Source organism: Candidatus Protochlamydia phocaeensis, from assembly GCF_001545115.1.
In the GTDB taxonomy this organism is placed as follows: Bacteria; Chlamydiota; Chlamydiia; order Chlamydiales; family Parachlamydiaceae; genus Protochlamydia_A; species Protochlamydia_A phocaeensis.
On record NZ_FCNU01000019.1, the window covers coordinates 48,557 to 73,015 of the forward strand.

At 43.1% G+C, this 24,459-nt stretch carries 22 protein-coding genes; 9 read left to right on the plus strand and 13 right to left on the minus strand.

The window, feature by feature from the left end; all coding sequences use genetic code 11:
- Positions 1 to 119: 119 nt before the first annotated feature.
- The 3 genes from BN3769_RS06375 to BN3769_RS06385 all read left to right on the plus strand — a co-directional run bounded on the left by BN3769_RS06375 (position 120) and on the right by BN3769_RS06385 (position 2,238).
- The gene (locus tag BN3769_RS06375) at positions 120 to 605 is read left to right on the plus strand and encodes a redoxin domain-containing protein (protein WP_068468742.1); all 486 of its coding nucleotides are present in this window, start codon (positions 120 to 122) and stop codon (positions 603 to 605) included.
- Between the two features lie 6 nt (positions 606 to 611).
- Complete coding sequence (locus tag BN3769_RS06380; RefSeq protein ID WP_068468744.1) at positions 612 to 1,142, plus strand: DsbA family protein; 531 nt, start codon at positions 612 to 614, stop codon at positions 1,140 to 1,142.
- 103 nt (positions 1,143 to 1,245) lie between these two features.
- Complete coding sequence (locus BN3769_RS06385; protein ID WP_195155559.1) at positions 1,246 to 2,238, plus strand: GNAT family N-acetyltransferase; 993 nt, start codon at positions 1,246 to 1,248, stop codon at positions 2,236 to 2,238.
- On the opposite strand, the gene BN3769_RS06390 is transcribed toward BN3769_RS06385, so the two are convergent.
- Positions 2,211 to 4,319, minus strand: coding sequence for a S9 family peptidase (locus tag BN3769_RS06390; protein ID WP_068468747.1), 2,109 nt, complete (start codon positions 4,317 to 4,319; stop codon positions 2,211 to 2,213). The genes BN3769_RS06385 and BN3769_RS06390 overlap by 28 nt on opposite strands.
- A 190-nt stretch (positions 4,320 to 4,509) precedes the next feature.
- On the opposite strand from BN3769_RS06390, the gene BN3769_RS06395 reads away from it, so the two are divergent.
- Positions 4,510 to 6,171, plus strand: coding sequence for a tetratricopeptide repeat protein (locus BN3769_RS06395; RefSeq protein WP_154017842.1), 1,662 nt, complete (start codon positions 4,510 to 4,512; stop codon positions 6,169 to 6,171).
- A 69-nt stretch (positions 6,172 to 6,240) separates the two neighbouring features.
- Here BN3769_RS06395 and BN3769_RS06400 read toward each other — a convergent pair whose 3' ends face one another.
- Positions 6,241 to 7,059 (minus strand): phytanoyl-CoA dioxygenase family protein, encoded by an 819-nt coding sequence (locus BN3769_RS06400; RefSeq protein ID WP_195155560.1) that lies wholly within the window; start codon positions 7,057 to 7,059, stop codon positions 6,241 to 6,243.
- Positions 7,060 to 7,369: 310 nt separating this feature from the next.
- On the opposite strand from BN3769_RS06400, the gene BN3769_RS06405 reads away from it, so the two are divergent.
- Both BN3769_RS06405 and BN3769_RS06410 read left to right on the plus strand, forming a co-directional pair.
- Entirely contained in the window at positions 7,370 to 8,131 is a 762-nt protein-coding gene (locus BN3769_RS06405) for a class I SAM-dependent methyltransferase (RefSeq protein ID WP_068468753.1), read from the plus strand.
- 39 nt (positions 8,132 to 8,170) lie between these two features.
- Positions 8,171 to 9,199 (plus strand): YheT family hydrolase, encoded by a 1,029-nt coding sequence (locus BN3769_RS06410; protein WP_068468755.1) that lies wholly within the window; start codon positions 8,171 to 8,173, stop codon positions 9,197 to 9,199.
- Here BN3769_RS06410 and BN3769_RS06415 read toward each other — a convergent pair.
- The 8 genes from BN3769_RS06415 to BN3769_RS06455 all read right to left on the minus strand — a co-directional run bounded on the left by BN3769_RS06415 (position 9,186) and on the right by BN3769_RS06455 (position 19,073).
- Complete coding sequence (locus BN3769_RS06415; protein ID WP_068468757.1) at positions 9,186 to 9,863, minus strand: hypothetical protein; 678 nt, start codon at positions 9,861 to 9,863, stop codon at positions 9,186 to 9,188. The two genes, BN3769_RS06410 and BN3769_RS06415, sit on opposite strands and share 14 nt — an antisense overlap.
- A gap of 366 nt (positions 9,864 to 10,229) precedes the next feature.
- The gene (locus tag BN3769_RS06420) at positions 10,230 to 12,182 is read right to left on the minus strand and encodes a glycosyltransferase (RefSeq protein ID WP_079989440.1); all 1,953 of its coding nucleotides are present in this window, start codon (positions 12,180 to 12,182) and stop codon (positions 10,230 to 10,232) included.
- Between the two features lie 565 nt (positions 12,183 to 12,747).
- Positions 12,748 to 13,242 carry a ferritin gene (locus tag BN3769_RS06425; protein WP_068468759.1) on the minus strand — a complete coding sequence of 165 codons (495 nt, stop codon included), beginning with the start codon at positions 13,240 to 13,242 and terminating at the stop codon, positions 12,748 to 12,750.
- A gap of 574 nt (positions 13,243 to 13,816) precedes the next feature.
- Entirely contained in the window at positions 13,817 to 14,701 is an 885-nt protein-coding gene (locus BN3769_RS06435) for a G1 family glutamic endopeptidase (protein WP_068468763.1), read from the minus strand.
- A 353-nt stretch (positions 14,702 to 15,054) separates the two neighbouring features.
- A complete protein-coding gene (locus BN3769_RS06440; protein ID WP_068468765.1) occupies positions 15,055 to 15,861 on the minus strand; it encodes a glycosyltransferase family protein in 807 nt (268 codons plus the stop codon).
- Between the two features lie 21 nt (positions 15,862 to 15,882).
- The gene (locus BN3769_RS06445) at positions 15,883 to 16,290 is read right to left on the minus strand and encodes a nuclear transport factor 2 family protein (protein WP_068468767.1); all 408 of its coding nucleotides are present in this window, start codon (positions 16,288 to 16,290) and stop codon (positions 15,883 to 15,885) included.
- Between the two features lie 186 nt (positions 16,291 to 16,476).
- Positions 16,477 to 17,436 carry an amidohydrolase family protein gene (locus BN3769_RS06450; RefSeq protein ID WP_079989448.1) on the minus strand — a complete coding sequence of 320 codons (960 nt, stop codon included), beginning with the start codon at positions 17,434 to 17,436 and terminating at the stop codon, positions 16,477 to 16,479.
- Between the two features lie 62 nt (positions 17,437 to 17,498).
- Positions 17,499 to 19,073, minus strand: coding sequence for a glycine--tRNA ligase (locus BN3769_RS06455; RefSeq protein WP_068468771.1), 1,575 nt, complete (start codon positions 19,071 to 19,073; stop codon positions 17,499 to 17,501).
- Positions 19,074 to 19,407: 334 nt separating this feature from the next.
- Here BN3769_RS06455 and BN3769_RS14710 point away from each other — a divergent pair, with 334 nt between their 5' ends.
- Positions 19,408 to 19,584 carry a hypothetical protein gene (locus tag BN3769_RS14710; RefSeq protein WP_154017843.1) on the plus strand — a complete coding sequence of 59 codons (177 nt, stop codon included), beginning with the start codon at positions 19,408 to 19,410 and terminating at the stop codon, positions 19,582 to 19,584.
- Between the two features lie 137 nt (positions 19,585 to 19,721).
- Here the strand turns inward: BN3769_RS14710 and BN3769_RS06460 are convergent, their stop codons facing one another.
- Both BN3769_RS06460 and BN3769_RS06465 read right to left on the minus strand, forming a co-directional pair.
- Positions 19,722 to 20,600 carry a NotI family restriction endonuclease gene (locus tag BN3769_RS06460; RefSeq protein ID WP_068468773.1) on the minus strand — a complete coding sequence of 293 codons (879 nt, stop codon included), beginning with the start codon at positions 20,598 to 20,600 and terminating at the stop codon, positions 19,722 to 19,724.
- A gap of 185 nt (positions 20,601 to 20,785) precedes the next feature.
- The gene (locus BN3769_RS06465) at positions 20,786 to 21,187 is read right to left on the minus strand and encodes a four-helix bundle copper-binding protein (RefSeq protein WP_068468775.1); all 402 of its coding nucleotides are present in this window, start codon (positions 21,185 to 21,187) and stop codon (positions 20,786 to 20,788) included.
- A 255-nt stretch (positions 21,188 to 21,442) separates the two neighbouring features.
- On the opposite strand from BN3769_RS06465, the gene BN3769_RS06470 reads away from it, so the two are divergent.
- Positions 21,443 to 21,997, plus strand: a complete 555-nt coding sequence (locus BN3769_RS06470; protein WP_068468777.1) for a non-canonical purine NTP pyrophosphatase — start codon at positions 21,443 to 21,445, stop codon at positions 21,995 to 21,997.
- 137 nt (positions 21,998 to 22,134) lie between these two features.
- Entirely contained in the window at positions 22,135 to 22,779 is a 645-nt protein-coding gene (locus BN3769_RS06475) for a hypothetical protein (protein WP_068468779.1), read from the plus strand.
- Between the two features lie 120 nt (positions 22,780 to 22,899).
- Here the strand turns inward: BN3769_RS06475 and BN3769_RS06480 are convergent, their stop codons facing one another.
- Positions 22,900 to 24,363, minus strand: a complete 1,464-nt coding sequence (locus BN3769_RS06480) for an Npt1/Npt2 family nucleotide transporter (protein WP_154017844.1) — start codon at positions 24,361 to 24,363, stop codon at positions 22,900 to 22,902.
- Positions 24,364 to 24,459: the final 96 nt, after the last annotated feature.

A 24,459-nucleotide genomic window follows, 5' to 3' on the forward strand; every position in this document is an offset into this window, starting at 1 on the left:
TTTATAGGGTTCGCCTAGCGAAAAAACAATTGTCAAATTATTGCGCAACTCTTATGAAAATTCATTAACCATCAGGCATATAAACTCACAGCGCAGATCATTAAATAAAGGAGGCTTAAATGCCTGCTCTTAAAGCTGGAACAAAAGCACCTCAATTTCGGCTACCCGTTGCGCCCGATCGGCACATTTCTTTAAAAGATTTTAAAGGCCAACCCGTTGTCCTTGTCTTTTATCCAGCCGATTGGAGCCCTGTATGTAGCAGCGAATTGGCTCTTTACAATGAAATTTATGCAGACCTTAAGAAAGATTACAATGCCGAGCTCCTAGGCATTTCAGTGGATGGGGCTTGGTGCCATTTGGCTTTTGCCGACCAACGCAGGTTACGCTTTCCACTCTTAGCGGACTTCGAGCCCAAAGGAGAGGTTGCCAAGCTTTATGGAGTCTATCGCGAAGATGACGGAACTTCAGAACGCGCTCTTTTTGTCATCAATCAGGAAGGCCTCATCCAGTGGAGCTCTGTTTCGCCTATCGAGATCAATCCAGGCGCAGACGGCATTTTAAACGCTTTGGATACCTTGACTAAAAAAACTTCTATCTTAGGATAAAATAGCATGCCTAATCTGACTGTACCTGTTACGGAAAATGACCATATTTTAGGCTCCATCGAGGCCCCGTTGACTCTATTGGAATATGGAGATTATCAATGCGCTCTCTGCAAACTAGCCAATCCCGTTCTCAAACAGATAAAAAAGGAAATGGGAGATCAAATGCGCTTTGTTTTCCGCAATTTTCCTCTTCAAACAAGCCATCCCGACGCTTTTATGGCAGCCACAGCAGCCGAGGCAGCCGGCATGCAGCAAAAATTTTGGGAAATGCACGATTATCTCTATGAACATCAAAAAGAGCTAAGTCCCGAAAACCTGATTGCTTTTGCCGAAGCTTTAAAACTTAACTTAGAACAATTTAAAGAGGATTTAAAATCTGAGTTTATTTCAAAAAAGCTTGAAGAAGATTTCCGCGGCGGTGTGCGCAGCGGAGTCAATGGAACGCCTTGTTTTTTTATCAATGGCGAACGCTATGACGGCGGATTATCCTACGATGAACTCCTATCCACATTGAAGCAAAAGCTAACGTCCACCTAGGCACGCTTTATTCCACTTATTCGAATTCGAAGGCATAGTTATACGCGCAAGAACTTGGAATTGAGTTCTCGCCTGAAAAAAAGAAAACCCCATGGGATTTCTAATGGAAAAATTAACTCTCCTTCCTATCACCTTTCAAGAGCTTCAGAAAGAACATTTTGCCCTTCTTTTAAAATGGATGCATATGCCGCATATCCAGCAATGGTATGCTGCTAATAAAAAATGGTCTTTGGAAGATATCTCGCGCTGCTACGATCCGTCTTCTCTTAAACAAAAAGCAATCAAAAGTTTTATTATTTCAGCAGCCCATACTCCCATTGGCTATATTCAATTGTATCCTGTACAAAACTATCCTTGGGAAGACCAAGACCTAACAGCCTTGCCCGCTTCGCTTGCCGGAGTAGACTTTTACATTGGCGAGCCTTCTTTTTTAAGAAAAGGCTATGGATCAGCAGCTTTGCAGCAGTTTTTAAAAGACAATGTCTATCCTTTTTATGAGGCTTGCTTAACAGATCCTTCAATCAATAATATAGCAGCCATCGGCTGCTATAAAAAATGCGGTTTTGAACCGCATCAGATTGTCTGGCATCAAAAGCAAGAATTGCTGCTTTTAAAAAAGCTGCGGTCGAACAGCCTTAAAACAGAAGAGGCGGCGATTCTTATTAGGCCTCCTTATTTGACAGATGCTTTATCCTTAATTGATTTAATTGAACAGCTAGGCTATGCATTGACGCACGACAACATGCTTGAAAATCTCAGGCTCTATCAATCCCACCCTCATTATCAGGCTTTTATTGCAGAGTGCCATCATAAAGTTGTCGGTTGCCTAGCTGTGCACCTCTTGCAAGCCCTCCATAGCCCCATTTTCATGGCTAGGATTACCTCCTTAGTCGTTGATCAATCCATGCGCCGCCAAGGAATTGCTTCGCGCCTGGTTCAAACAGCAGAGGCCTTTGCCCGAGAAAAAGGCTGCCAAGTCATGGAACTGACCATGGGAAAGCATCGAAAAGACCGTGGATCGCATGAATTTTACCAGCACATGGGCTATACGCTCCAGCATGCAAAGCTTTATTGGCGGAAAGAGCTCTTAGCATGAGTTTTATCCTCTTTAAAATTTGCTTCAGAAGAAGCATGAGCCTCTATAAAACGCGAAAACCACGTTATCCTACTCTGAAGCAAGTCCAGCATCGATTGAGGATCGTGCGGATAATGGGACATTCCAGAGTAAACGATCATTTGGACTTCCCCGCCTTTTTGCTTGAACAAGCGATAGAGTTCATCTCCTTGTCCGATTGGGACGCGCCTATCTTTATCTCCATGCTGGATTAATAAAGGCGTAGAAACCGCCTTCAAATGAAAAAGGGGAGAAAAGCGTGCATATAAAGCAGGACTTTGCCAAAGAGAAGAGCCAAAATAATCAGAGAGGAAGCCGGGCACATCTGTTGTTCCATTAAAGCTTATGCAGTTGCTGATAGCCGCTCCCACTACGGCTGCTTTAAACTGGGATGTGCGGGAAAGAGCACAAAGCGTTAAGTATCCTCCATAGCTCCATCCCATTATGCCCAGCCTTTTTTCGTCTGCTATGCCAAGTTCAATCACATGGCGTATGCCTTGCATTAAATCGTCGCAGTCTTTGCCTCCCCAATCTTGAAAGTTGGCATAGCGAAAGGTTTTGCCATAGCCTGTTGACCCACGAACATTGCAGCGTAAGACGGCATAACCGGCTTGAGCTAAAGCGGCAATAGGTCCATATGTAGAAGGCGAGGCGATGAAATGTTGAGAAAAAACACCAAGCGGACCTCCATGCACAATGATAATTAAAGGATACGCTTTTCCTTTCTGATAATGAATAGGATAAGTCAATAACCCCTCAATCTCTATTCCATCCGTTGATTTCCATTGCAAGACAGAAGTCAAGGCAGTTGAATAAGCTAGGCATTCTCGGTTGACTTGGCTGACTTGCTGCAGCCTTTGATCCGCCAAATAGAAAAGATGTGCCTCAGGAGGCTCATTGAGCCTTTCACTATTTAGTCCAAAGATTCCTTTAGAAGCATTCCAATGAACTTGAGAAAAGGCAATCCCTTCGGGCGTGATTACGTACGCATCTTTTGCATCGATTGAAAGCGCAATAATGGCCTGATTAGTTCGATAATTTTCCATAACATAGATAGATCGGCCATCAGCGGACCATCCAATAATTTTAGAGGGAAAAGCATCCATTGTAGTGGCTAGCCTAAAACTTGTATTCTCTTGCGTGTCTGCTATGAACGCTCTAAAATCGATCGGCCATTTCGCTTCCCGATAGGCAGCTAAATAAGCGATCTGCTTTCCATCGGGAGAATAAACAGGGCTAAAGGATGCGCATTGTTGATTGATTGTCTTTTTAATTTGCCACGCGGCGATGTCAAAAATGGCAATATAACTTTGCTTCCATCCTTCAACTTCGACAGTTGGGGCAAGCGTGACGGCAATTTCTTGGCTATTTGGAGACCAATCATAACCTCCCCCTCCCATATAAGGAGTAAATGACGTCACATGAGCTCGTCCAAGAGGCAAAAGGGAAGGTTTGGAAGATCCATTGACTTCGAGAAGCCATAAGCAAGTGAATCGCGCATCTAGAGCTTCCGCGTAAGGCTCCTGTCTGTGCTTTTCTTCAAACTGGCTTGCCGTAAATGCTATCTTCTCTCCATCTGGAGACCACTTAAGACCGGTAATATCGCTAGGCAAATACGTCAGCTGCTTCTTCGAATTGCCGATCAGATCGATTAACCAAATTTGCCGATAGCCATTGGTATCTGGGACTAAAGCTGCCAATTGCAGACCTTTAGGAGACCATTGAGGCGAACTGACCATTTCTCTATTAAATAAATTTTCACATCGCCCCGGCTGCTGCACGGAAGCAATATACAAATGACGCTGGTATGCATGATTGCCATGCTCTAGTTGCGCGCGTACAACTGTAAAACAAACATACTGCCCATCAAACGATGTTTGGACGTCTTCTACACGCTTGACCTTCATCATTTCTCGGCAAGACCAAACGAGTAGAGGCTCCTTTTCTTGCACATTTTTATTCTCTTTAGCCTCCATTCCTTCTGCAAAAAGAAAAAGGATACTAAAAAAAACACCCAAATGACGTTTACCTAATTTGGATAAAACGTAACTGAAATTAAGCATGAACTTTCTCTTTAATCGCCTTTCCTTCATCAGCCTTATTTAATCCTCTCTCAAAGCAAACTAAAATTTGGATTTCGGCCTAAATTTGCTTACAAAAAATCCTATATCTAATAAGGTCAAATTAAAATATTTATATTACATTTTTCCATAGAAGACGAGGAATCGAATGAAATTCTGGATAAATTTAAATATGAATTTAACGAAAGAAATAAAGAAGAAGAGCTGGCTGGTTTTGTTTGCCGCTTTTGGCCTGAGCTCTTCTCTTTTGGCCGAAGAAGATTTTTTTCCTTTCAATCCTCCGCAAAATTTCTCGCTTTTCATTGACCAAGGCCTTGTCCATCACCCTGTCTCAACAGCTAATCCGGAAGCCCAGCGTTTTTTTGATCAAGGATTAACCCTTGTCTATGGATTTAATCATGATGCTGCTTATTGGTCATTTGCCACGGCCGCTAAAATTGATCCGAATTTGGCAATGGCTTATTGGGGAATGGCGCTTGCTCTGGGTTCCAATATCAATATGACGATTACGCCCTCTCGCGAAGAGGCTGCCTATCGATTGATTCAAAAAGCCATGGAGCTGTCCAATCAAGCTACAGATAATGAGAAGGCCTACATCCAAGCCTTGGCCGAGCGCTATACCGCAGATTCGGCAGCCAAGCAGGAGTCGCTTAATCAAAACTATAAAAATGCTATGGAAAAAGTGGCCAAGCAATTTCCTGATGATTTGGACGCAGCCGTCCTATTTGCAGAAAGTGCGCTGGATTTAAATCCTTGGAATCAATGGGATCCGGCAGGAAATCCCCGGCCAGGCACGCTTGCCATTTTAGACGTCTTAGAATCTGTCCTTAAACGCGACCCCGATCACTTGGGAGCCAATCATTACTATATCCATGCCATTGAAGCGTCCAAATATCCTGAAAGGGCCTTAATGAGCGCTCATAGGCTGAGGCGCTTATTGCCTCAGTCAGGCCATATTCTGCACATGCCTTCTCACATTTATTTATTAGTCGGCGACTATCACCTGGCTGCGATATGCAATGAACAAGCTGTGGCTGCTGACCGCGCCTATATCAAGCAATACGGGATGCAAGGCATTTATCCTTTGCATTATTTAAGTCATAATTTGTATTTCCTATCGCGTGCTTATAGCATGGAAGGGCGCTTTGAAGATGCCAAACGGGCGGGCGACGAGCTCTACAGCTTTTATGCGCCTCACTTTCAAAAAATGCCAGAGCTTGAATACTATGCTCCCACCTCGCTCTTTGTTCTCTTGCGTTTTCACCGCTGGCAAGATATTTTGGCTTTTCCATTACCGACTCCTCGGATGGCAGTCTCTACGATCCTTTGGCATTATGGGCGCGCCATGGCTTTGGCAGCTTTAAACCAATTGCCCGAAGCACGAAAAGAACAAGCCCTATTCATTCAAGAGAAAAACCGTCTCAGGCCTGAAACGGTTTACGGCTATAACAAAATTGAACCTATCTTATCTATTGCAGACCTGACCTTAAAAGCGAAAATTGCCGAAGCACAAGGCGACCATTCAGCAGCCATCTACCAGCTCCGAGAAGCTATTTCCATTGAAGATCAACTGCACTACAATGAGCCGCCCGATTGGGTCTTGCCTGTACGGGAAAATCTGGGCGGCGTGCTTCTTAGAAGCGGGCAGTACGCGGAAGCCGAGCAAATCTTTCGCGAAGATCTCAATAAACATCCGCGCAACGGGCGTTCCCTTTTTGGCCTATTGGCCAGCCTAAAATCCCAATCTCGCGAAACCGACGCCTTCTGGGTTCAACGAGAATTCGAAAAAGCGTGGCAATATAGCACAGTGTCGCTTAAGGTAGCGGATTTGTAGGTCCGCCAGCCATGCAGCTTATTGCTTTTATGCTCGTTTAAGAAAGCAGCCCCCTTGCTCTTACTTTATTCAACGATTGAAAAGAAAAGGAAGGCAGTTTGAATCCAAGTAGCGGCTTGCCCCGCTCATCACATGCAAGGCAAAAGCTTGCCGCGAGCGTTCCGATCGATTTGCCTCGCTTAGGTGCGGAAGATAACCATGCATGATCACCAAAGATCCCTTTTTTACTTCCACAGGAACCATTTTGGCATATTCCCACTCAGTTTCATCATAGACCTCATAGTCCCGCTTTCCCTGTTCGTTCTTAATGCACTTCCATTTTAATCCGTTCGAATGTCCTCCTGGAAGAACCCATAAGCATCCATTGTCGATAGTTGCATCTTCTAAAGCAAACCACAGCCCTATAATAGGCTCAGGAGCCGTATGCAAAAATGCGGCATCCTGATGGCATCCCACTGCGCTGCCTATGTATGGTTGCTTAAAAAAATGCATGGATTGAAGAATAAGAGGATCGGCTATGTGCAAATCTTGCAACAGCCGCTGAATACGCGGTTGATAGGAAAAAGCCTGGAAGAGGGGATCTTTTGCATGCAAAGCATAGCTGATTTTCTTTACTGCCCGCTCCTTTCCTTCCCGAAACGATCCATCGGCTAAAAAAGCCGCTTCTTCAAAAAAGAAGCATAGGGTATCGCCTTGTTCTAAATACACATCTTCCCACGGGATGTGCCCTTGGTAACGCTGAAAAAGATGAGGCAATAGCGAATCGTCAAAAGCCTGTACTAACTCTTCAGCCCGCCGGCATAAGGTCTCGCATGCATCGGCACAAATAAAATATGGTAAAACCAGAAAACCATCGCGTTGATAAGCGGTGATTTGCTCTTCATTCAAAATCGGCTTTTCTAAGTTGAAGCCTGCGCAAGCCAAAGAGCTTGCAAAGGATGAAGAAATGCATTCCCTAAAAAGTAGTAAAAAGCTTATTAACCATAAAAAGGCAGGTCGTCTTATATTTAGCAAGTTGCCCATCACTCTCTTTTGTATATTTTTTTATTTAAACCGTTCTATTGAAATCGATTTAATATTATTAAAAACAGGAAGTTTAATTTTCAAACATATTGCAACTTATTTTTAATAATTTTATTACTATCAAAAGTAAAAGATTGTTTGAATTTAGCAAAGCCTTTAGCTTATAGGAAATACAATGAATAAACCCTTTCACATTGATTATTCTCAAATCAGTTCTTTGTATGCCAACGAGCAGATTGAAGGCACCCTTTATTTAGCTTTTAGGGATATACCCGACCTGCTAGAGCGTTATTTGAAGCAAAGGGAATTTTCTCCCATCAACGCATTGGATTTCGGCTGCGGAACGGGCGTATCCACTCGTTTTTTGAAGAAACTAAAACCGTTTTTTCCTTTAGGGTTGGAAGTAGAAGGAGTCGATATCAGCCCGGAAATGATCGGCGAAGCAAAACGGGAAGATCCGGCAGGAATTTATCATCTCCTTCAAAATGACAGAATTCCTGTTAAGGACTCTTCTTATGATCTCATTTTCAGTACGTTCGTGCTTTTTGAGTTTGCCACTAAAAGCGATATGAGGCAAGCTTTAGAAGAGGTGAAACGCGTCATGCGTCAAAAAGCGCTTTTTATTGCTGTTACAGGAAGCATTGACACCTATAACAGGCATCATCAGTGGGTTTCGCTTCAAGTCGATTTTCCTCAGAATAACAACCTGACCAGCGGAAGCCTAGGAAGAGTTGACTTTGTGATGCCTGAGGGAACACTGACTTTTCAAAATTATTATTGGACGGAAAGCGATTATGGAGAAGTCTTCCAAGCAACCGGTCTTCGGTTGTTGGATACCCTTCATCCACGCGGGCACGAAGACGAAGCTTTACCATGGAAATGGAAAAGCGAAAAGCACGCGTCCCCTTATTATATTTTTGTGCTGACTAAAGAATAGCCTTAAGAAAACAAGCGAACTATCAATATTTTTGTGCCTATGATTGAATATCTTTCTTTTCATCCTTTCCCCGGTCTAGCCTCGCCACACGCGCAAACGATTATTGCCTGTTTCAACCGCGCGGGCAGGCCGCCTCCCTCTCAACCACTGATTATTAAATTACCGGATGGAGATGCCTTGTGGTGCAGCCTTTTCGTACCGACTTCTTGGCAGCCGACACAAAAAACCATTATCATGGTCCATGGACTAGGTGGCAGCCATCTATCCAATTATATGATCCGTATGAGCCGTAAACTCTATCAAAATGGCTACCGGGTTATCGCTGTCAATTTACGCGGATGTGGTCCTGGCCGCCATTTAGCGCGCCTTCACTATCATGGAGGAAATAGCCAAGACATTTTAGCTGTCCTTCGCGCGCTAAAGCAGCAAACGCCGCACTCCCCTTTCATTTTATTGGGTTTTTCTCTTGGGGGCAATATTGCCCTCAAATTAGCCGGCGAATTAGGGGCGGAAGGGCCTTCCCTTCTACATCAAACCCTTGCCGTTTGCCCTCCCATTGATCTGGATACGACCGTTAATCTTTTATCAAAACCTTCCAATCGCCTATACCTTCGCTATTATTTAAAAAATATGCAAAAACAAGTCGAGCCTTGGATAGGAAAAAGGAATTATTCGACTTTTTATGAATTTGACAATTTAGTTACAGCGCCCAATTGGGGCTTCCAAAACGCCTTTGATTATTATCACCAATGCAGCAGCTTAAGCTTTATTCCTCTCATTCAGCATCCTTGCCGTGTGCTTTTCGCAATGGATGATCCCTTTATTGATTATCGCCCCATTTTAAAGGCAAAACTTCCCTCTTGCATGAAAGCCAGCTTATGCCGCTTTGGAGGGCATATGGGATTCTTAGGGCGGATAGGAAAGAAACATCGCTATTTCTGGTTAGATCATCTTTTACAAACTTGGATTAATCAAGCAGATAAGCCCATTAACCAAGAAGATAAGCAGCTAAGCGAAATAGCCAGTCTCGATCCTGAAGCATTTGCTGTCACAGTCAAGGCCGAATAGCAGGCTTTTGCCTAGCAATAGCTGTTGCTAATTCATTCGCCATTATTTTAAGCTGCGCCAAAGATTGATCCCTAAGGTCGATCGCTTGATTAAACTCGCCTAGAAAATAGGCCTTGGTTTGCTGAGCTTCCAGCTCTACATGCCTATCGAGCATGCTCTCCCAAGAACTGCTCTGCGGGCGCAAGCCTAATTGATTAAAAAAATTTGCTATCATGCGGCCATTTTCCAGGGCCTGACTGGAAATTTGCTGAGCTAAGACAGGATTATTTGTCTTAACGGCATTAATGTAGTCCGATCCAAGCGAAATGTGTTCATTGAAAAGCGATTCGAACCGCTTTCCAGCCTGCGGGCCGAAAGCTGCTGTAAAGACATTGGCAATTTGACTAGCATTATTTAATAAGGCTTCATTATTCGTCTCCATTACATCCGGATAAGCTCCGCGTGAAGCGGAAACAATCGCTTGATTCAACAAACGTCCATGCGCTTCTAAAAGCACGGGAAGATCCGATTCTGTTCCGACTTGTTCTCCAGTAAGCTGCATAGCAACCGGATGGTTGGGCAAAATAGCAGAAGGAATGGGTCCTCTTTGAGCCTGAAGATGAAAAGCTGTCGACATGGCCAATATAAATACACTCGCCTGAAGTCTAGAAAAAGTGAGCGTCATTTTTCCTCCTTTAAATTTAGGATATTCCGGTAATTGCTGGACTGCTTCCTGATTCAAGAGAGAAACAGCTTTAAATAAAATAACCCTTCATGCGATCAGGCCTTTAGAGGGTGTATTAAAACCCATAATAATCTATATTTGAGATTATTAACCTGAGAGGCGGCTGAGATGACGGACAATAGGAAGTAACTAGCGCTCTCTATCTCATGTCGCTTCCTAAGACAAAAAATTTCAAACTCAGGTTAATATACTCTCAGGGATAAACGATCATCTCCGATGTAATGAATAGCGGTTAACCTGTCAAGGCTTTTGGCCAGGAGAACTTTCTTACACGTCCGGCTTTCTCTGACTCACCTACTATTGTCTTCAATTAAGAGGAGCTTCTTCTTCCTGTTCCGTTTTAAGATTGACCAAAACACCCGGTTGGACTGGATTAAGAGCCAGGCTTTCTTTAACTGGCGTACGGTTTTGCTCGTTTAAATGATATTCAGATAAAAAAGCCATGAGAGGCGTGCAAAGAAACGTTATCGTTTGATTGACAATGCTCAATAAGCCTAAGCAGATCACATCAGGAGGGGCAAAGTGCGCAACTGGAATCAAAAGAGCGGCTAGAATCATATAAATAAAGGCTGCTATCAATTCTGAACGGGCAGAAGAGAAGGCGCGCCAAATATTGGAGCTTGCTTTGAATTTATCGGTCCGCTTCCACTCTAATTTAGCGTTCATCCAGGCCATATAAAAGGACTTATAACGCGTATAATTGAGCGATCTTTCAGCTAAAACCTCATAAATACAATTGCGCCAATTCCCGCCCATTAAGCGGATTTGAATCCAATTACAAAGAACATTCCGCATGATTGCAATGGCAAACAAAACCAATAAACTGGGAGGGACAAAGAAAACTTGCCTTTTCTCAATGGCAAACCAGAGGCTGACGAGCAGGATGGGAACGTTCATCAAAAGATTTAGAGCATCGTTAAAAAGAGGCGAAAGACTATGAAAAAGCTCTCCCAACTTCTGAGGCAATGTCAACTGACTAGAAGGAGACCAAGGCAAATAAAGACGCCAATGTTTTTGAAATTGCTGAACAGGCCCCGCAATCCAGCGAAAGCGTTGTTTTTTATAGGCCTCAAAGGTCTCAGGGATCAATCCCCTTCCTAGCGTATCCTTTAAGTAATAGCCTGTATAGCCATGGTTATGCAAACGTATGGAAACCTCTGAATCTTCCGTCAGGCACCACTCCGCCCATCCTCCCACCTCTTCCAAGGCTTTGCGGCGAAATAAACACATAGTTCCAACCGTATAGGCAATATCCCATTCACTAGCGGCTGGAAGCTCAAGCTTAAAATGCTTTTCGTACTCAAAATAACAAGCCGACAGATAGCGGCTCCCTTCCCATTCCCGGTAATCATGGCAGCTTTGCACAAATCCAGTTTTGGGATCCTGAAAGAAGCCTACAAGCTTTTCTAAAAAGTCGGGCTGGACAACAAAATCGGCATCAATGACAGCGATAATCTCTACTTGAGGTGCCGTCAAGCGCAAGGCAGCATTAAGGGCTCCGGCTTTAGCTCCTTTCAGTGGATCCATATGAAAGAAACGGAAGCGGCTGCCAAGCTTCATGCAATGATTTTCCAAAGGTCTCCATAAAGCGGGATCTTTAGTATTATTATCGACGACTAGAACCTCAAAATGCGGATATTGCAGAGCAGCAAGCGCATCCAACGTTTCTATAACAATATCCGGAGGCTCTGCATAGCAAGGGACATGGATTGAAACCCAAGGCTTGCTAAAATAAGCCTCTTCAATTGCCTTCCTGGCAGCCTTTTGCCGGGGAAAGCGAAAATATAATTGAGAAAAGCGTATTAAAGAAATCCAACTTCCCATCAAAGCATTGCATAAGATCAAAGTTCCAAACAGCACCGCCGCGGAAGCAACGGCAAAAAATAAAGGTCCGTTTAGATACGCTTTCAAAGACCAAGCCAAATTAAATAACCATACCAAACCAAATAAGAGGGGATCTAGCAAACTGACTAGAAAAAAAACTCCAAAAAGAGAAATGACGGGAATCAATCGATATAGCAAGGCAACCAAAAAGGCATTGATTCCCAACGCGATTATTGCAGCTTTTGGACTATTGGAAAGGATGGCAGCTAGCCAAGCCGAGCCTAGATTAGCAACCAGCCACACAACCAATGAGGTCCAATCCGATTTCCAGCGGAATAAATAAAGGGCCAGCAATAATAGAGCAGATCCTCCAAATAAAAACCCGGAAAAATAGATGGCCGTATTGTTCCAATCAGTAATCGGCAATGCTGGCATGGCGTCCCCTTATCCAACCTTGAACACGGTATGTTCTTATACACAATGAATGCAATCGAGCTTGCTTGCGTATTTTCATTCTTTCTATTTGTTTATCATCATCAAATTGTGGTAATAAAAAATTTATTTTGAATCAATATATAACAGACTCACTGGATTGGTATTTTAATTCAAAGCCTTTGATAGGCAAAGAGAAGCACTAATAAATAGATTTTACGGCATTTTTTATGTTTATGCGGTTTGTTATAATCGCCAGACTTTTTCTCAATTTATCGCAAGAATGCAGCAAAAAAATGATCATGAATAGAAAGAAAGCTAAGACGTGCCGTCAATTAGCCAATGACCGGTATTCGCAGTTATTTTCTTCTTAAAACTCAAAATTGAATGGGATAGATAAGGAAAAGGCCTGCTAGGCTAAGCAAGCCAAGCGAATGGCGCAGCTTAAGAGGGTGTATTAAAGCGCTCATGACCTCAATTCGAGTTATAGGAAGAACATACTCTCAAATATAGGTTAATACCCCTCTAAGCCTCTTATCCCGCCTCAATGCCAGGATAGGTGGAAATCTTAGTCAGCTTTTTTTGCAAAATTCTGATCTAAAACAAACAGAGCGGCCTTGTCATCTCCGATCAATTTGATCTGATCTAAATTATCTTGTGCGTTTTTCTCTTCTTCCACTTGTTCTGTAATAAACCATTGCAAGAAGATGTGAGTTGCATGGTCCTTCTCTTGAAGAGCCAATTCATAGATTTGGTAAATCCAATGTGTGACTTTTCTTTCATGCTCCAAAGCCTTTTCAAAGATCTCTTGGACAGAATTAAACTTCACAATGGGTTTATCGATTGCTTGAAGATCCACATGCATATTGCGATCAATAATATAATTATAAATTTTCATTGCATGTTCATGTTCTTCTTCAGCTTGCTTGCGAAACCATTTACCAAATCCATCAAGAGGAATATTTTCAAAATAAGACGCCATTGATAAATAGAGATAGGAAGAATAGAACTCATGTTTAATTTGCTCATTTAAAGCTTTAAAAACTTTATCATTTATTTCCATGATCTTGAACTCCTTGTTGCGATCGTGCGAATGCTTAGAGGGCTGTCATCGAATGCCTATATTCAAGATGATTTTCTTCCCCATTCGGCCTTCCTAGGGAAAAAGAACTCGAATCTAGGCTATTAGCCATTCGGCGGCAGTCTCTTAAGCCTATTAATCTGAATTTAGAGTTTTTTTGCCCTTTGGAGTGACGTGAAAGCCCTTGCAGATGAAAAGTGGCAAGGCGGTCCCTATTTTTTAATATTGATCGCCTTTCTATTTTGTTCATCTCCGCAGCTTTGACGCAGTCGAAAGAGCCAAAAAACTCCAAACTCAGGTTATTATCTTATAAGAGAAAGAATTACTTGAGAAGCAATAAGAATGTCTCTTAGAGAGAGGCTTCTAAATCAATAAAAGAAACAATCAATCTTTATTAATTAATCTCCAAATCTAATTTAAATTTATAAATTTAAATAATAAAAATAGAGAAAGAAAATAGATCAGCCCAATGAGCGTTAATTATTTTTTTTAACTCTCTCATTGAGCTGAATGAAGCAAGCCATGACTGGCTTGAGTTAGTTAGGGCGATTAAATTTTATTCATGTTCCCATAATGTAATAAAGCCTGCGCCGCCTGGAGCTAATGGAGTAGGGATGGCTTTAAAATAGTTGCTTTGAATCATATAAAGAACATCGGATTGCCAGAGTGGGTTATTGATAGGACCCAATACCCCATTAATGATAGCGACGCAATTGACCATGGCTGCAAAGCGGAAATTAGCCAATGGCAATACGCCTTGGGAAGAAGAAGGGGCTTCTACAATCCACTCAGCAGAACTCCTTTGCGCACTAGGTGCTATTGTAAAATTGGTTGGAATAACTGCTGAAACACCTTTGGTGTAGTTAAAAATGCTCAATTGGAACACGCCATTGCCAATATATTGTGAGATGGCGCCGATTAAATCATTATTATTTACAGGAAATCCTATAATTTCATGCATAGGGTTAGGATACATTTCAAACCAAGCATAGTTGTCTTGCGCGCCATTAACCCAATCATGGCCCGTTCCAATTTGTTCTACTGTTCCATTGCTATAACCATCAATTCCCACCCAAATAGCCGAATAAGCATTATTAGGTGTTGGAGCAAGAGTTGGAACCAACCAAATCCCCGCTATGGCACTGACAGAACCTGGGGCAGGATTTTGCAGATTGGTGGCAGCAACATATCCACTCCAGTTTGTGCTTGTTCCAGCTTTAACAGCAAAATGCGGCCTAGACCCTCTGCGCAGTCTACTGTGTTGATGGCGCAAATAACGATCGCTAAGGGGGCAAATAGGTTCAAGCTTACATTCAATTTGAACCATTTCATCAATAGAAGGCAGCAAATCGGAAGAAGGAACGGCTTGTGTTTCTGTCTCAGCAAATCCCCTTGTCATCGATAGCAGGAAAAAGAAGCCGCAAAAAAAGACTTTTTTCATATTATTCTCCTTTAATTTTTGTAATTTCTTCTTCCATTAAATACATGGAATAAAAGTAATTAATAATTTCTTGTCTAGCTGGCAGACAGAAAGAAATCAATCTATTTTTTTGCTATCTTCGCTCTAGAACCTAAGAGGACTTCTTAAAAATGCTAATGGCCTATAGTTGAGGTCTTTTCTCCAAGAAGAAAAGAAGGTGAATTCAGACTATTGACCTGAGTTTGGAGTTTTTTGCTCTTTCGACTGCGTCAAAGCTGCGAAGAGGAACAAATGGCAGAAAAACTCCAAACTCAGGTTATGATAAACTTGACGGCTGTCTAATCCCTAAAGATTGACAATTCAACGACAGCCGCTTATTTCTTAACGAGGGATAAATCAATAAAGAATTGCTGATTCAGCAATTCAATCTCTGTTTGAATATGATTTTTGAACCTTCCAAGCCAATGTAAAATTAAGGCGTTGCGATTAGGTCCCAAGTCCATGCGCCAATTATAAATGGCAGGAAGAACGGTAAGAGGGGCTTGTTGAATAAATATAATGCGAGAGAGAAGCTGTTGATCCCCTATAAAAAACCGATTATGGGTTAAGGCTTGGCTGGCCCAATCCTGCAAGATCTGGGCTCCTTTTCTGTAAACGAGCACGCCGGAATTATAGATTTGCTCGCCGGGTAGCAGCAGCCCCTGCTCAATATCCATTTCATGGAAGATATCTTCTTCTCTTTTCATTGCAACTTCAGCCTCGTTGTCGCACTGATCAAACAAAGGATCAAGCTGACCGCGCACTTGGCAATCCAAGTCTAACCACAGGGTCCGTTTATAAGGAGACTGCAAGAGGGCAAAAGGCTTTTTAAACCAGGCGGAGCGCATTTGCCACACATGCGTGTGAATTGTTTCCCAGATTAAGGCTAATTGTGGATTGATCTTCTCTTTGCCTGCCACAAAAGAACAATCAGCCTCCAACGAAATAACCGCTCCCCTTCCCTTACACCAATCAAGGGCTGCTTTTGACATATTGCCAAAGTCAATAAATGTGACAGGATGGCCATCATGCAGACGCAGGTTCATCCACCACCAAGGTAGAAGCCATTCTTGGCTCTGATCGCATCCTGTCAAGATACCATCGCAATCCAAAGTTAAATCAGAGGCGTATTGATCACTCATTCTATGCTCAAGCGGATAAACTTATCGACGGGCTTTTGCCGTAAATAAGTCATTGATTAATTGCGTATCTAAAAATGCATCGACATGCTCAATTTTATCATTAGGCCCGAATGTCAAAACCCAGCAATAGCGGTTATGAAAAGGGCTGCCATCTTGCGTGGTCGACTCTCCATCCATGACAACGACGCCTCGCATCCCCTCCGCTATGATTTCGCGCACTTTGAATTTAATCGGGCTTGCCAACACTTGATTTAAACGATCAAACGTGGCTTTTTTAAACTCGCTCAGAGACTTATATTTTCCTGCCAAGGGATGAGTGCCTTCTACAACCCATAAAACATCTTCGTCAAAAAAATCCCAAAAGGTCTTGTCACCTTTTTCTAAATGAGTAAAAATCGCTCTGATTAAAGTCTTTACCTTATTTTCCATTATGCCCTCCTTTTAGAAGTTTTATACGGAATCAAATTCAAAAAATGAGTTTTTGAATTCCCTTCGATGTAAGGCAACCTGATAAACCTGATATAATCCTTTCTTCTATTGATTGCAAAAGTTCCCGCAACAAGGTCTTCCACCTATCCCTTAGAGAAAAAAATTATAAACGTTTATCTTTGGTAATTATAGATTTAGATTAAGGAAGCGTTCCGCATTTTTATAGCAAATCTTTTGGCGAACATCCTCCTTGAGCGGAGCCTGTTCAATAAATTGCGCCGCTGCCTGTGAGGATTCATAGGGGTAATCGGTAGAAAACATCAGGCTGTCTTCGCCCAGCGCATTCAAAGCGCACAGTAAAGGCTCATTGGCATACATTCCCGATATAGTAATGGCTATATGGTCCTTAATATATTGAGAAGGAGGCTTCTTAAGCTCTATAGAATGCTTCATGATGCCCCAGCGGCTGTCAAACCGCCAAAGAAAATAGGGCAGCGCTTCGCCCATATGGCCCAGTATTAATCGAATGGATGGAAAGCGATCAAAGAAGCCGCTAAAAACCAAACGAAGCGCATGCGTTCCCGTCTCCATTGCCCAGCCCCAAATAGCTCCATTCAGTTCCGGATGATTCTTAAAGCTATAGGGCATTTGAAAAGCATTTCCTGGATGCAAGTAGATAGGGACATCCAATTCTTGAACGCGCTCCCAAAACGGATAATATGGCTCTTCATCTAAATAATGGCCATTTGTTTGCCCGTTAATCAAGGCTCCCACAAAATGAAGATCTCGCACACAACGCTCCAATTCAGCAGCTGCTGCCGGGGGATCTTGCAGGGCCAAATGAGCAAAGCCCCGAAAGCGCGTCGGATGCTTTTGAATTTGGCCGGCAAGGGCATCATTGGCTTTTCGGGCAAGCCTAACCGCAAGCGCCGCATCGGGCTCTCTTTGCACGCCTGGATCTGTCAGCGAAAGAACCGAAATGGAAATTCCGGCGTTATCCATGGCTTTCAGGCGCAAGTCTTCAAAATCCGATAGCACGCCTATAATGGAATTCTGTTCCTCTTGGTTGAATCCCGCAAAATTTTCTTTTGAATAAGCGATGAAGTCTGGTGTGATGAAGTGCTCTTCAAGGGCGATTTTTCTCATTTTTTGATCCTCGATTCTTGAAGAGTACATCTAGCAGACAGCTCTTTTTATTAAAATAATATTTAAGAGGATAAGTCGCAGCTCTCCACTTGATCGTTCAAAAATTGCGGCACTTGGCCCAATGAGAGCCGCTGCTGCAGCAACGTATCGCGGTAACGAACCGTCACCGTCTGATCGCTCAGCGTTTGCGTGTCGACAGTAAAGCAAAAAGGCGTTCCGGCCTCATCCATGCGAGCATAGCGCTTGCCGATGTTTTGCTTGACATCCAGCTGCACATTCCATTTTTGCTTAAGATTTAAATACAAGTTGCGGGCGATCTCGGGCATGCCTTCTTTATCGACCAAGGGAAAAATCCCTGCCTTAATCGGCGCCATGCGGGGATGAAAGCGCATAAACAAACCGCTGGGACGCGAAGGATCTTCTACATATGCCTCGCAAAGCAAGGCCAGCACCCCGCGATCAGCCCCTGCTGATGGTTCGATGATATGAGGAAAGTAGCGCTCTTGGGTTTCTTGATCAAAGTATTTGAGGCGATCGCCTTGTCCGGAATGCTCTGCATGCTGGCGCAGGTCATAATCCGTACGGTGGGCGATTCCCTCCAATTCGCCAAAACCGGGATCGGTAAAAGGAAAACGGTATTCAACATCGCTGCTGCCTGCTCCTTCCTTCGCGTAATGCGCCAGTTCCGATTGCTCCTGCGGACGCAAGCGCAAGTTTTCATTGGAAAGCCCGATCGATTGCCACCATTGATAGCGGCTTTGGCACCAATAGGCATACCACTCATGCGCTTCGCTGGGATGGACAAAAAATTCTATTTCCATCTGTTCAAATTCACGAGAGCGGAAAATGAAATGGCGCGGCGTAACCTCATTGCGGAACGCCTTGCCAATCTGAGCCATTCCAAAAGGGACTTTTACACGCGAGGTATCCAATACATTGCGGAAATTGGCGAAAATGCCTTGAGCGGTCTCCGGACGCAGATAAGCCACAGCTGAAGGATCTTCTATGGCTCCAACCAAGGTCTTGAACATCAAATTGAATTGCCGCGGCTCGGTCAATGTCCCCGGCGCATCCGTGTCAGGTCCAACGACTAATCGTTGCATATCGCTGGACAAATCAGAATAAGGAATCCAGATAGAAGGCGGAATCCATTCCCCTCCGCCTTGCTTTTTAAGGATTTTCTCAGCCTTCTTAGCCCAGGCTTTTTCCGCTTCGTCGCCTGCCTGTACCGCCAGCCAGCCCAAGGAATGCTGTTGACCGGCTTTCATGACGATCATTTCAGCGCAAAGCAAATGATCGGCACGGTAGCGGTTCTTAGTTTCACGACAGTCCACCATGGGATCGCTAAATCCTCCCACATGGCCGGATGCGACCCAGGTCTTAGGATTCATAATAATGGCGCAATCCACTCCGACCATTTCAATGAGCTCGCCTTTATGGTTGAAGTTGGGACGCCGCACCATGTCTTGCCACCACGCCTCTTTGAGATTGCGCTTCAGTTCGACTCCCAGCGGCCCATAGTCCCAAAAGCCATTGATGCCGCCATAGATCTCCGAGGATTGAAAAATAAAGCCGCGCCGTTTGCAAAGGGCAACTATCTTTTCCATTTTGCTATCAATCAGCTTGGGATCTGCCATAAAAATGTCCTTTCCTAAACAATCATTTAAAATTTAGTTTAGCAATCTAAGGTTTAATTCTCTCGTCTAAAATCAAGAATGATAAAAACTTGCGCACAATTTTTAAAGTTATCCAATTAAATGACATGTTGAGGTTTAGAAGCAACATTTGCTCATTTTTTTCGCTCTTTCTTTCAGCTTTTCTCTTGTTCTTTATTCAGTGCTGTTTATTTAGAAGAGCGCCCTTCTTTCCATCCCAAGATAGAAGTCGTCGGTTGATTTTCAACCTGAGTTTGGCGTTTCCAGATAAAACCCTTGCGTTGCACCACCAAGAGAATAAATCCCAGGGCTATTTATGGCGTATCCCTGGAGGAAAATTGGAAAAAGAAGCATCTCTTTTGACGAATATAAGGGATTTACCTGGGTGACCCCACAGAATGCATTGAAGATGCAGCTCATGCTCAGCGAAGACACTTGCATCAAATTAATTTATCGGCTGGACAAAGCCCGTCCAGAAGAGAGAATCGATTAGGGCGTGCTCTTCATTCTTATAACCTGAATTTGAAGTTTTTTACCCTTTGGACTGACGGGAAAGCCCTTACAGATGAAAGAGCCTAAAACTCCAAACTCAGGTTTATAGGCATCTTTCATCTTTAAATGCTAGATGCCTCACTCCTCTTTGAGATCCTCTAGAATGGGAACATCGGGAGGATAATCTTTATCTAACTGTTCGTCTAATTGCTCTTGCAATTCTGAGATAAAAGACTCCAAAAGCCCTGGCTCGACACGAGTAATTTGAAATAAAGTTGGCTCAAAAAGTGTGTGAACAGTTTTATGAAGAATTAAATCATTTATTCCATCAACGTTATTAGACGCATAGTCATAGACAAGCCAAGTGACTTCTGATTGATGCGCATCGACTTCTGTAAATCCCGGCAAAGCATCAAAAAGCCCCTTATCTAAAGCAATAGCAGACCTCTTTTGCCATGCATGAAAAATACTTCCCTTATAAATGAGCTGCGGAGCAATGCGCTTTCTGATCGTCGATAAGTAATCGGCATGAGGTTGATTTTGTCCTTTATAGCCCTCTTTCAAGTAAGCCTGCTGATCATACATATACCGTTCAAAAGGGCGGCGCAAATTCTGCGTCACATAAGCAGCATGCAAATCCAAAGCACCGAAGTCAATAATATCTCCACGTTGGTTATAAGCAACCAAGATAAAATCGATAATGCCCACTAAATTGTAATATTTGTCAAAAAGCTTGACATCTGTAATCGACGTCCAAAGTGTTCCTGGATCAAAAAAGGCATCTGCAGCCCCTTCAATGACTCGCCAGTTCTGCCTCAACCGAATCGGACAAACAACCGTTTTTCGACCCTTTTCATAAATAGAGCATACCCCCAAAGGCTTTTTTGCCCGATCTTTGGTACAATTGGGAATCCTATTATTAAACGGGCATAAGCGCATTTTACGGCATCTCTGCGCTTCTGGACTCGTACTCTCGGCAGGATATCCAAATATCTCTGCCAATGGTTGATTGGTCATATTGAATCCTTAAATCAAGCCTTAAAACGAATATTTTGAATTTTTTATAGCCATCCCATTTTAGTCATAAAAAAGATGATCAACATTGCCTCCAATCTCAATACAGCCGCTCTCTTTCTCGGTGGCATTAACTTGTTACCCAGACTTTTCCTTATACAGCAGCTAACTGATTACGCCCATTCGGCTTATCCTCCCTGACTTCCATTTTTTAAATTATCACGGATCACTTTAGCACATTCTTGGCAAGTTTTAGCGCATTGCTGGCAAACGTCTAAGGGAATGACTTTACATTCCTTTTCACATTGCTTACAAATAAACATGCATAAGCTTAAGACTTTTGCCGTAAATTTCGCTCGGCAACTTTTAAACCTAATGGCCAAATGGCAAACTTCCGCACATTCCAAGCATATTAATGCGACTGTTTTATTATCCTTTGCACAAGCCATTGCACATATCTTGCATTGATGCAGTGTCTGCATCAATATGTGTATTTCCCCAATGCTAACAGGCGCGACTAAGCTATTGCCCACCTTTTTAATAGGTTTATTGGAATTGCCATTTTCTGGATGGCGATTTGAAGAGTTCATCCTAAGCTTTCCTTTACCTAGCTAGCCTATCGTCTTAATCTAAAAAAACTTATGTAGATTTTTTCAGGCCTTGCAGTCATAACTCCGTAGCAGATTGAGCAATCGGTAAGTGGTGAATGACTGTATAATATTTATTTTAGTGGATATCTTTTGCCTGAGAGAAGAAAATCAAATAATTAATGGAAGGCTATCGCCTAACTCTTTTTTTCATATAAAGCTTAATGCCAATTTAATAAAGTTTTTATTGAATAGAATATGAAGCATTCTCACTGGAAATTAAACACGAGCAATAAGGGAAAACTAGAAGAATTCCAACGGCTCTTTGCCAAGCACGGCCAAACGCTTCACGCTTCAGACGAGGATCTAAATGAAATTGACGCTGATCCAATCCGCGTGATCGCGCATAAAGCTAGCCAACTTGGAGAAAACATCTTAGTTGAAGACACAACGCTTGAAATCGAAGGCGCTTCCATCGGCGTAAATATCCGCTGGCTGCTCGATCACTTGCCCCGTTATATAGGCCGAAAGGCGCAATGGATCGTCTTGCTAGCTTATCGACAAGGAGAAAAGGTTTTTATCTATAAAGGCAATTTGTCTGGTACAATCGTTGAGCCAAAAGGCTCAGGTGGTTTTGGCTTTGACCCCGTCTTTTTGCCAGAAAGGGCAGAAGAGACGCTTGCCCAGTCCAAGCCTGATGCCTTCAATGCAAGAGCAAAGGCAGTGGAAGCTTTGCTGAAAGGAGAGCCCTGGGTTATTCATCCCTGCATTAAAACCTGGCAAGGACCTTGGCAACGCAATCACTCCGGTTGACTAATTAATAGTTTTTTTTTAAATAGGAAGAAGCTGTCGTCAACTATAGACAATTAGCAATTTAGGGCACGTTCTAGGAGAAAATAATCCAAAGACAAGTCAGGAGCATAACGAAGCTGAAGGGAAGGAGGCTAGCAATGAAGCTTTTTAGTGGCATGAATAAATGGTATCTAGGCAGCTTTTTGCTGTTAAGCGCATCTGCTTATTCTCAGCAGCAACCCGGGCAAGCTGTTTTTGTGCAACCGCCCTATGGATCCTCTGTTTATACGGAATACCGATACAATCCTAATCCGCAGATGAGCAACCGCTTGCCTGCTTATACAACTAACCAAGCGGTTTTTGTGCAACAGCCTTATGGATCCACGCCTAACATGCGCGTGAATGCCTATCCCTCAACTACAAGATATTCGACTTCCACAAATGCAAGCCGCTATTCCACGCCTGCTGATTTTCCTTCCACGACTGCGCCAGCCTATCCTTTTGCAACGGTCAGGTCTTATGCTTCCAACCCTTATCCGACTACTGTCCAATACCAAACGTCCAATCCCACTCAGTCGGCGCCTACTTATACAAGCACACAGACTTATCCTTTTACCAGCACACGGCAGGTTGTCCCCACCCCAACCGTTCAACAGACTTCTGGATATAATCCCTATGGAACTGAAGTTTATCCGACAACAAGTAACTATCCCTCGACGAATTATCAGTCTCCTTATCCAATGACAGCCGCTCCTGAATCAGTGTTACAGCCAACATTCGTCAATCCTCCGCCCCGCAGATAGCGAAGCGGTTGAAACAATAAATGAAGGCAAAGCCTTGCCAAAAGGAATCGCTTTTAGAAAAGCCCTCTAAGAGGGTATTTAAAACTGCTAATGGCCTACATACGAGTTTTAATGCACTCTCTAAGAAATGGCTTCGACTAATGGGAGGTTTTCCCCTCGATCCGATAAGTAGCCGCCTAATTTCTTTGTTGCCAAAATAGAAAAGCTGATGACAACGATGGATGTCATTCCAATGACAGAGATATGCCCCGCAGTTGCTCCAAAGCTGATCAGTAAAAATTGATAGAAGCAGGAAGCCCCCGATTTGCCTAGCCGCGAGCCGATGCTATCAATGACCGATTTGGCCCTCATTCTCTCTTCTGCTTCGATCGACAAGAAAGCCATTTCCTTAGTTGTATCAAAAATCGTATATTTGGCTGTCATGGCCAATACATAATAGATAGACCCTAAGGTTACAACGAGCTGCAAAGGACTCATGGCCACGAAAGAAGAGAGCCAAGACACCTGCTCTCCCGGCAAAAGAAGAGAAGAAAAGAAAACCAAGCTTGTTGCAAAAAGCGCCAGCGGAGTTAAAAGAGCCACTTTTGTCCAGCTAAGCAATTGAAAGATCCAACGAGAGGCAAATGCCATGATGACAGCAAATAGCCCGATCAATGAAGTTAACTGGTTAATATAGGCATTATACGCTTGCGGAGAAGGATGCAGCTGTCGAATATTTTCTTTCCAGACCACCTCAATTAAATTGCTGGTCAGCCCAAATCCCACGACTAGCAAGGCAATGCACAGCAGGGGCATACTTTTAAAAATGGATGATAAATTATCTTTGAAAGAATGAGGCTGGCGCGCTTTCTGCTGTTTCTTTGCCTGTAAGCCGTTTGTATCTTTCGACAGCCAATGATTGATCTTCATAATTGCCATTCCGCAAAAAGCTACAATGGCCACCATTAATTGCAGAGTCAATTGCCAAGAAATGGCATTCGCCAAGTGATGGCAAAGAAAATGAGAGACTTGCCCAGACAAGATCCCGGCAAAATTTCCTGTAAACATGCATAAAGGGTAAAACTGCTTGGCGTCTTCCAAAGAGGTGGTCTCATTGACATACCCCCAAAACAGAATGGACAGAACAAGCAAAGACCACAGCTCTGCAGCTAGATAAAAGAGCGTATAATGCCAGAAGCCCACCATGGCAATTCCTCCCCGCGCTCCAATGGGAAGCATTTGTCTTAAATAATGAGAGAATTGGTCCAAGTACAACTCTTGGCGAAAAGGATATAAGACGAACGCAAACAGCAAATAAACGCTCAAAAGTAGGCCGACAAAAAAGTAGAGGGTCTTTTCTCTGCCAAACCGATTATACAGTTTTGCAAAGAAATAACTGGCTGCAACAGCCAACGGAAGCATGGCCCAAATTTTAATAAAGGGAATGACCTCTGCGCCCGCTTCGCTTCCTGTAATCACAATCGTATCTTTCAAGTCTTTCAACGTATGATAGACAAAAATGATCAGGAAGAATTGAATTAGGATCAGAGTACGTTTTTTAAATAAGGATAGAGGAGCAGAAAAAGAAAAAATCTGACTTTTCATGTGCTTTTTTTTTTGCAAGAATTCTTGCAAAAGAAAAAAACACGTTAAAGATAAGAATTTATAATGGCACCCTAGCCTATAGGATAGGGAAAAATT

Excerpts from the sequence above, each read along its gene's own strand:
- BN3769_RS06405 (WP_068468753.1), top strand. The coding sequence starts at position 7,370 with ATGAATAAACCCTTTCACATTGATTATTCTCAAATCAGTTCTTTGTAT.
- BN3769_RS06440 (WP_068468765.1), bottom strand. The coding sequence starts at position 15,861 with ATGAGTGATCAATACGCCTCTGATTTAACTTTGGATTGCGATGGTATC.
- BN3769_RS06390 (WP_068468747.1), bottom strand. The coding sequence starts at position 4,319 with ATGCTTAATTTCAGTTACGTTTTATCCAAATTAGGTAAACGTCATTTG.
- BN3769_RS06410 (WP_068468755.1), top strand. The coding sequence starts at position 8,171 with ATGATTGAATATCTTTCTTTTCATCCTTTCCCCGGTCTAGCCTCGCCA.
- BN3769_RS06455 (WP_068468771.1), bottom strand. The coding sequence starts at position 19,073 with ATGGCAGATCCCAAGCTGATTGATAGCAAAATGGAAAAGATAGTTGCC.
- BN3769_RS06470 (WP_068468777.1), top strand. The coding sequence starts at position 21,443 with ATGAAGCATTCTCACTGGAAATTAAACACGAGCAATAAGGGAAAACTA.
- BN3769_RS06375 (WP_068468742.1), top strand. The coding sequence starts at position 120 with ATGCCTGCTCTTAAAGCTGGAACAAAAGCACCTCAATTTCGGCTACCC.
- BN3769_RS06420 (WP_079989440.1), bottom strand. The coding sequence starts at position 12,182 with ATGCCAGCATTGCCGATTACTGATTGGAACAATACGGCCATCTATTTT.
- BN3769_RS06475 (WP_068468779.1), top strand. The coding sequence starts at position 22,135 with ATGAAGCTTTTTAGTGGCATGAATAAATGGTATCTAGGCAGCTTTTTG.
- BN3769_RS06380 (WP_068468744.1), top strand. The coding sequence starts at position 612 with ATGCCTAATCTGACTGTACCTGTTACGGAAAATGACCATATTTTAGGC.
- BN3769_RS06460 (WP_068468773.1), bottom strand. The coding sequence starts at position 20,600 with ATGACCAATCAACCATTGGCAGAGATATTTGGATATCCTGCCGAGAGT.
- BN3769_RS06415 (WP_068468757.1), bottom strand. The coding sequence starts at position 9,863 with ATGACGCTCACTTTTTCTAGACTTCAGGCGAGTGTATTTATATTGGCC.
- BN3769_RS06445 (WP_068468767.1), bottom strand. The coding sequence starts at position 16,290 with ATGGAAAATAAGGTAAAGACTTTAATCAGAGCGATTTTTACTCATTTA.
- BN3769_RS06480 (WP_154017844.1), bottom strand. The coding sequence starts at position 24,363 with ATGAAAAGTCAGATTTTTTCTTTTTCTGCTCCTCTATCCTTATTTAAA.
- BN3769_RS14710 (WP_154017843.1), top strand. The coding sequence starts at position 19,408 with ATGGCGTATCCCTGGAGGAAAATTGGAAAAAGAAGCATCTCTTTTGAC.
- BN3769_RS06425 (WP_068468759.1), bottom strand. The coding sequence starts at position 13,242 with ATGGAAATAAATGATAAAGTTTTTAAAGCTTTAAATGAGCAAATTAAA.
- BN3769_RS06395 (WP_154017842.1), top strand. The coding sequence starts at position 4,510 with ATGAATTTAACGAAAGAAATAAAGAAGAAGAGCTGGCTGGTTTTGTTT.
- BN3769_RS06385 (WP_195155559.1), top strand. The coding sequence starts at position 1,246 with ATGGAAAAATTAACTCTCCTTCCTATCACCTTTCAAGAGCTTCAGAAA.
- BN3769_RS06450 (WP_079989448.1), bottom strand. The coding sequence starts at position 17,436 with ATGAGAAAAATCGCCCTTGAAGAGCACTTCATCACACCAGACTTCATC.
- BN3769_RS06465 (WP_068468775.1), bottom strand. The coding sequence starts at position 21,187 with ATGAACTCTTCAAATCGCCATCCAGAAAATGGCAATTCCAATAAACCT.
- BN3769_RS06435 (WP_068468763.1), bottom strand. The coding sequence starts at position 14,701 with ATGAAAAAAGTCTTTTTTTGCGGCTTCTTTTTCCTGCTATCGATGACA.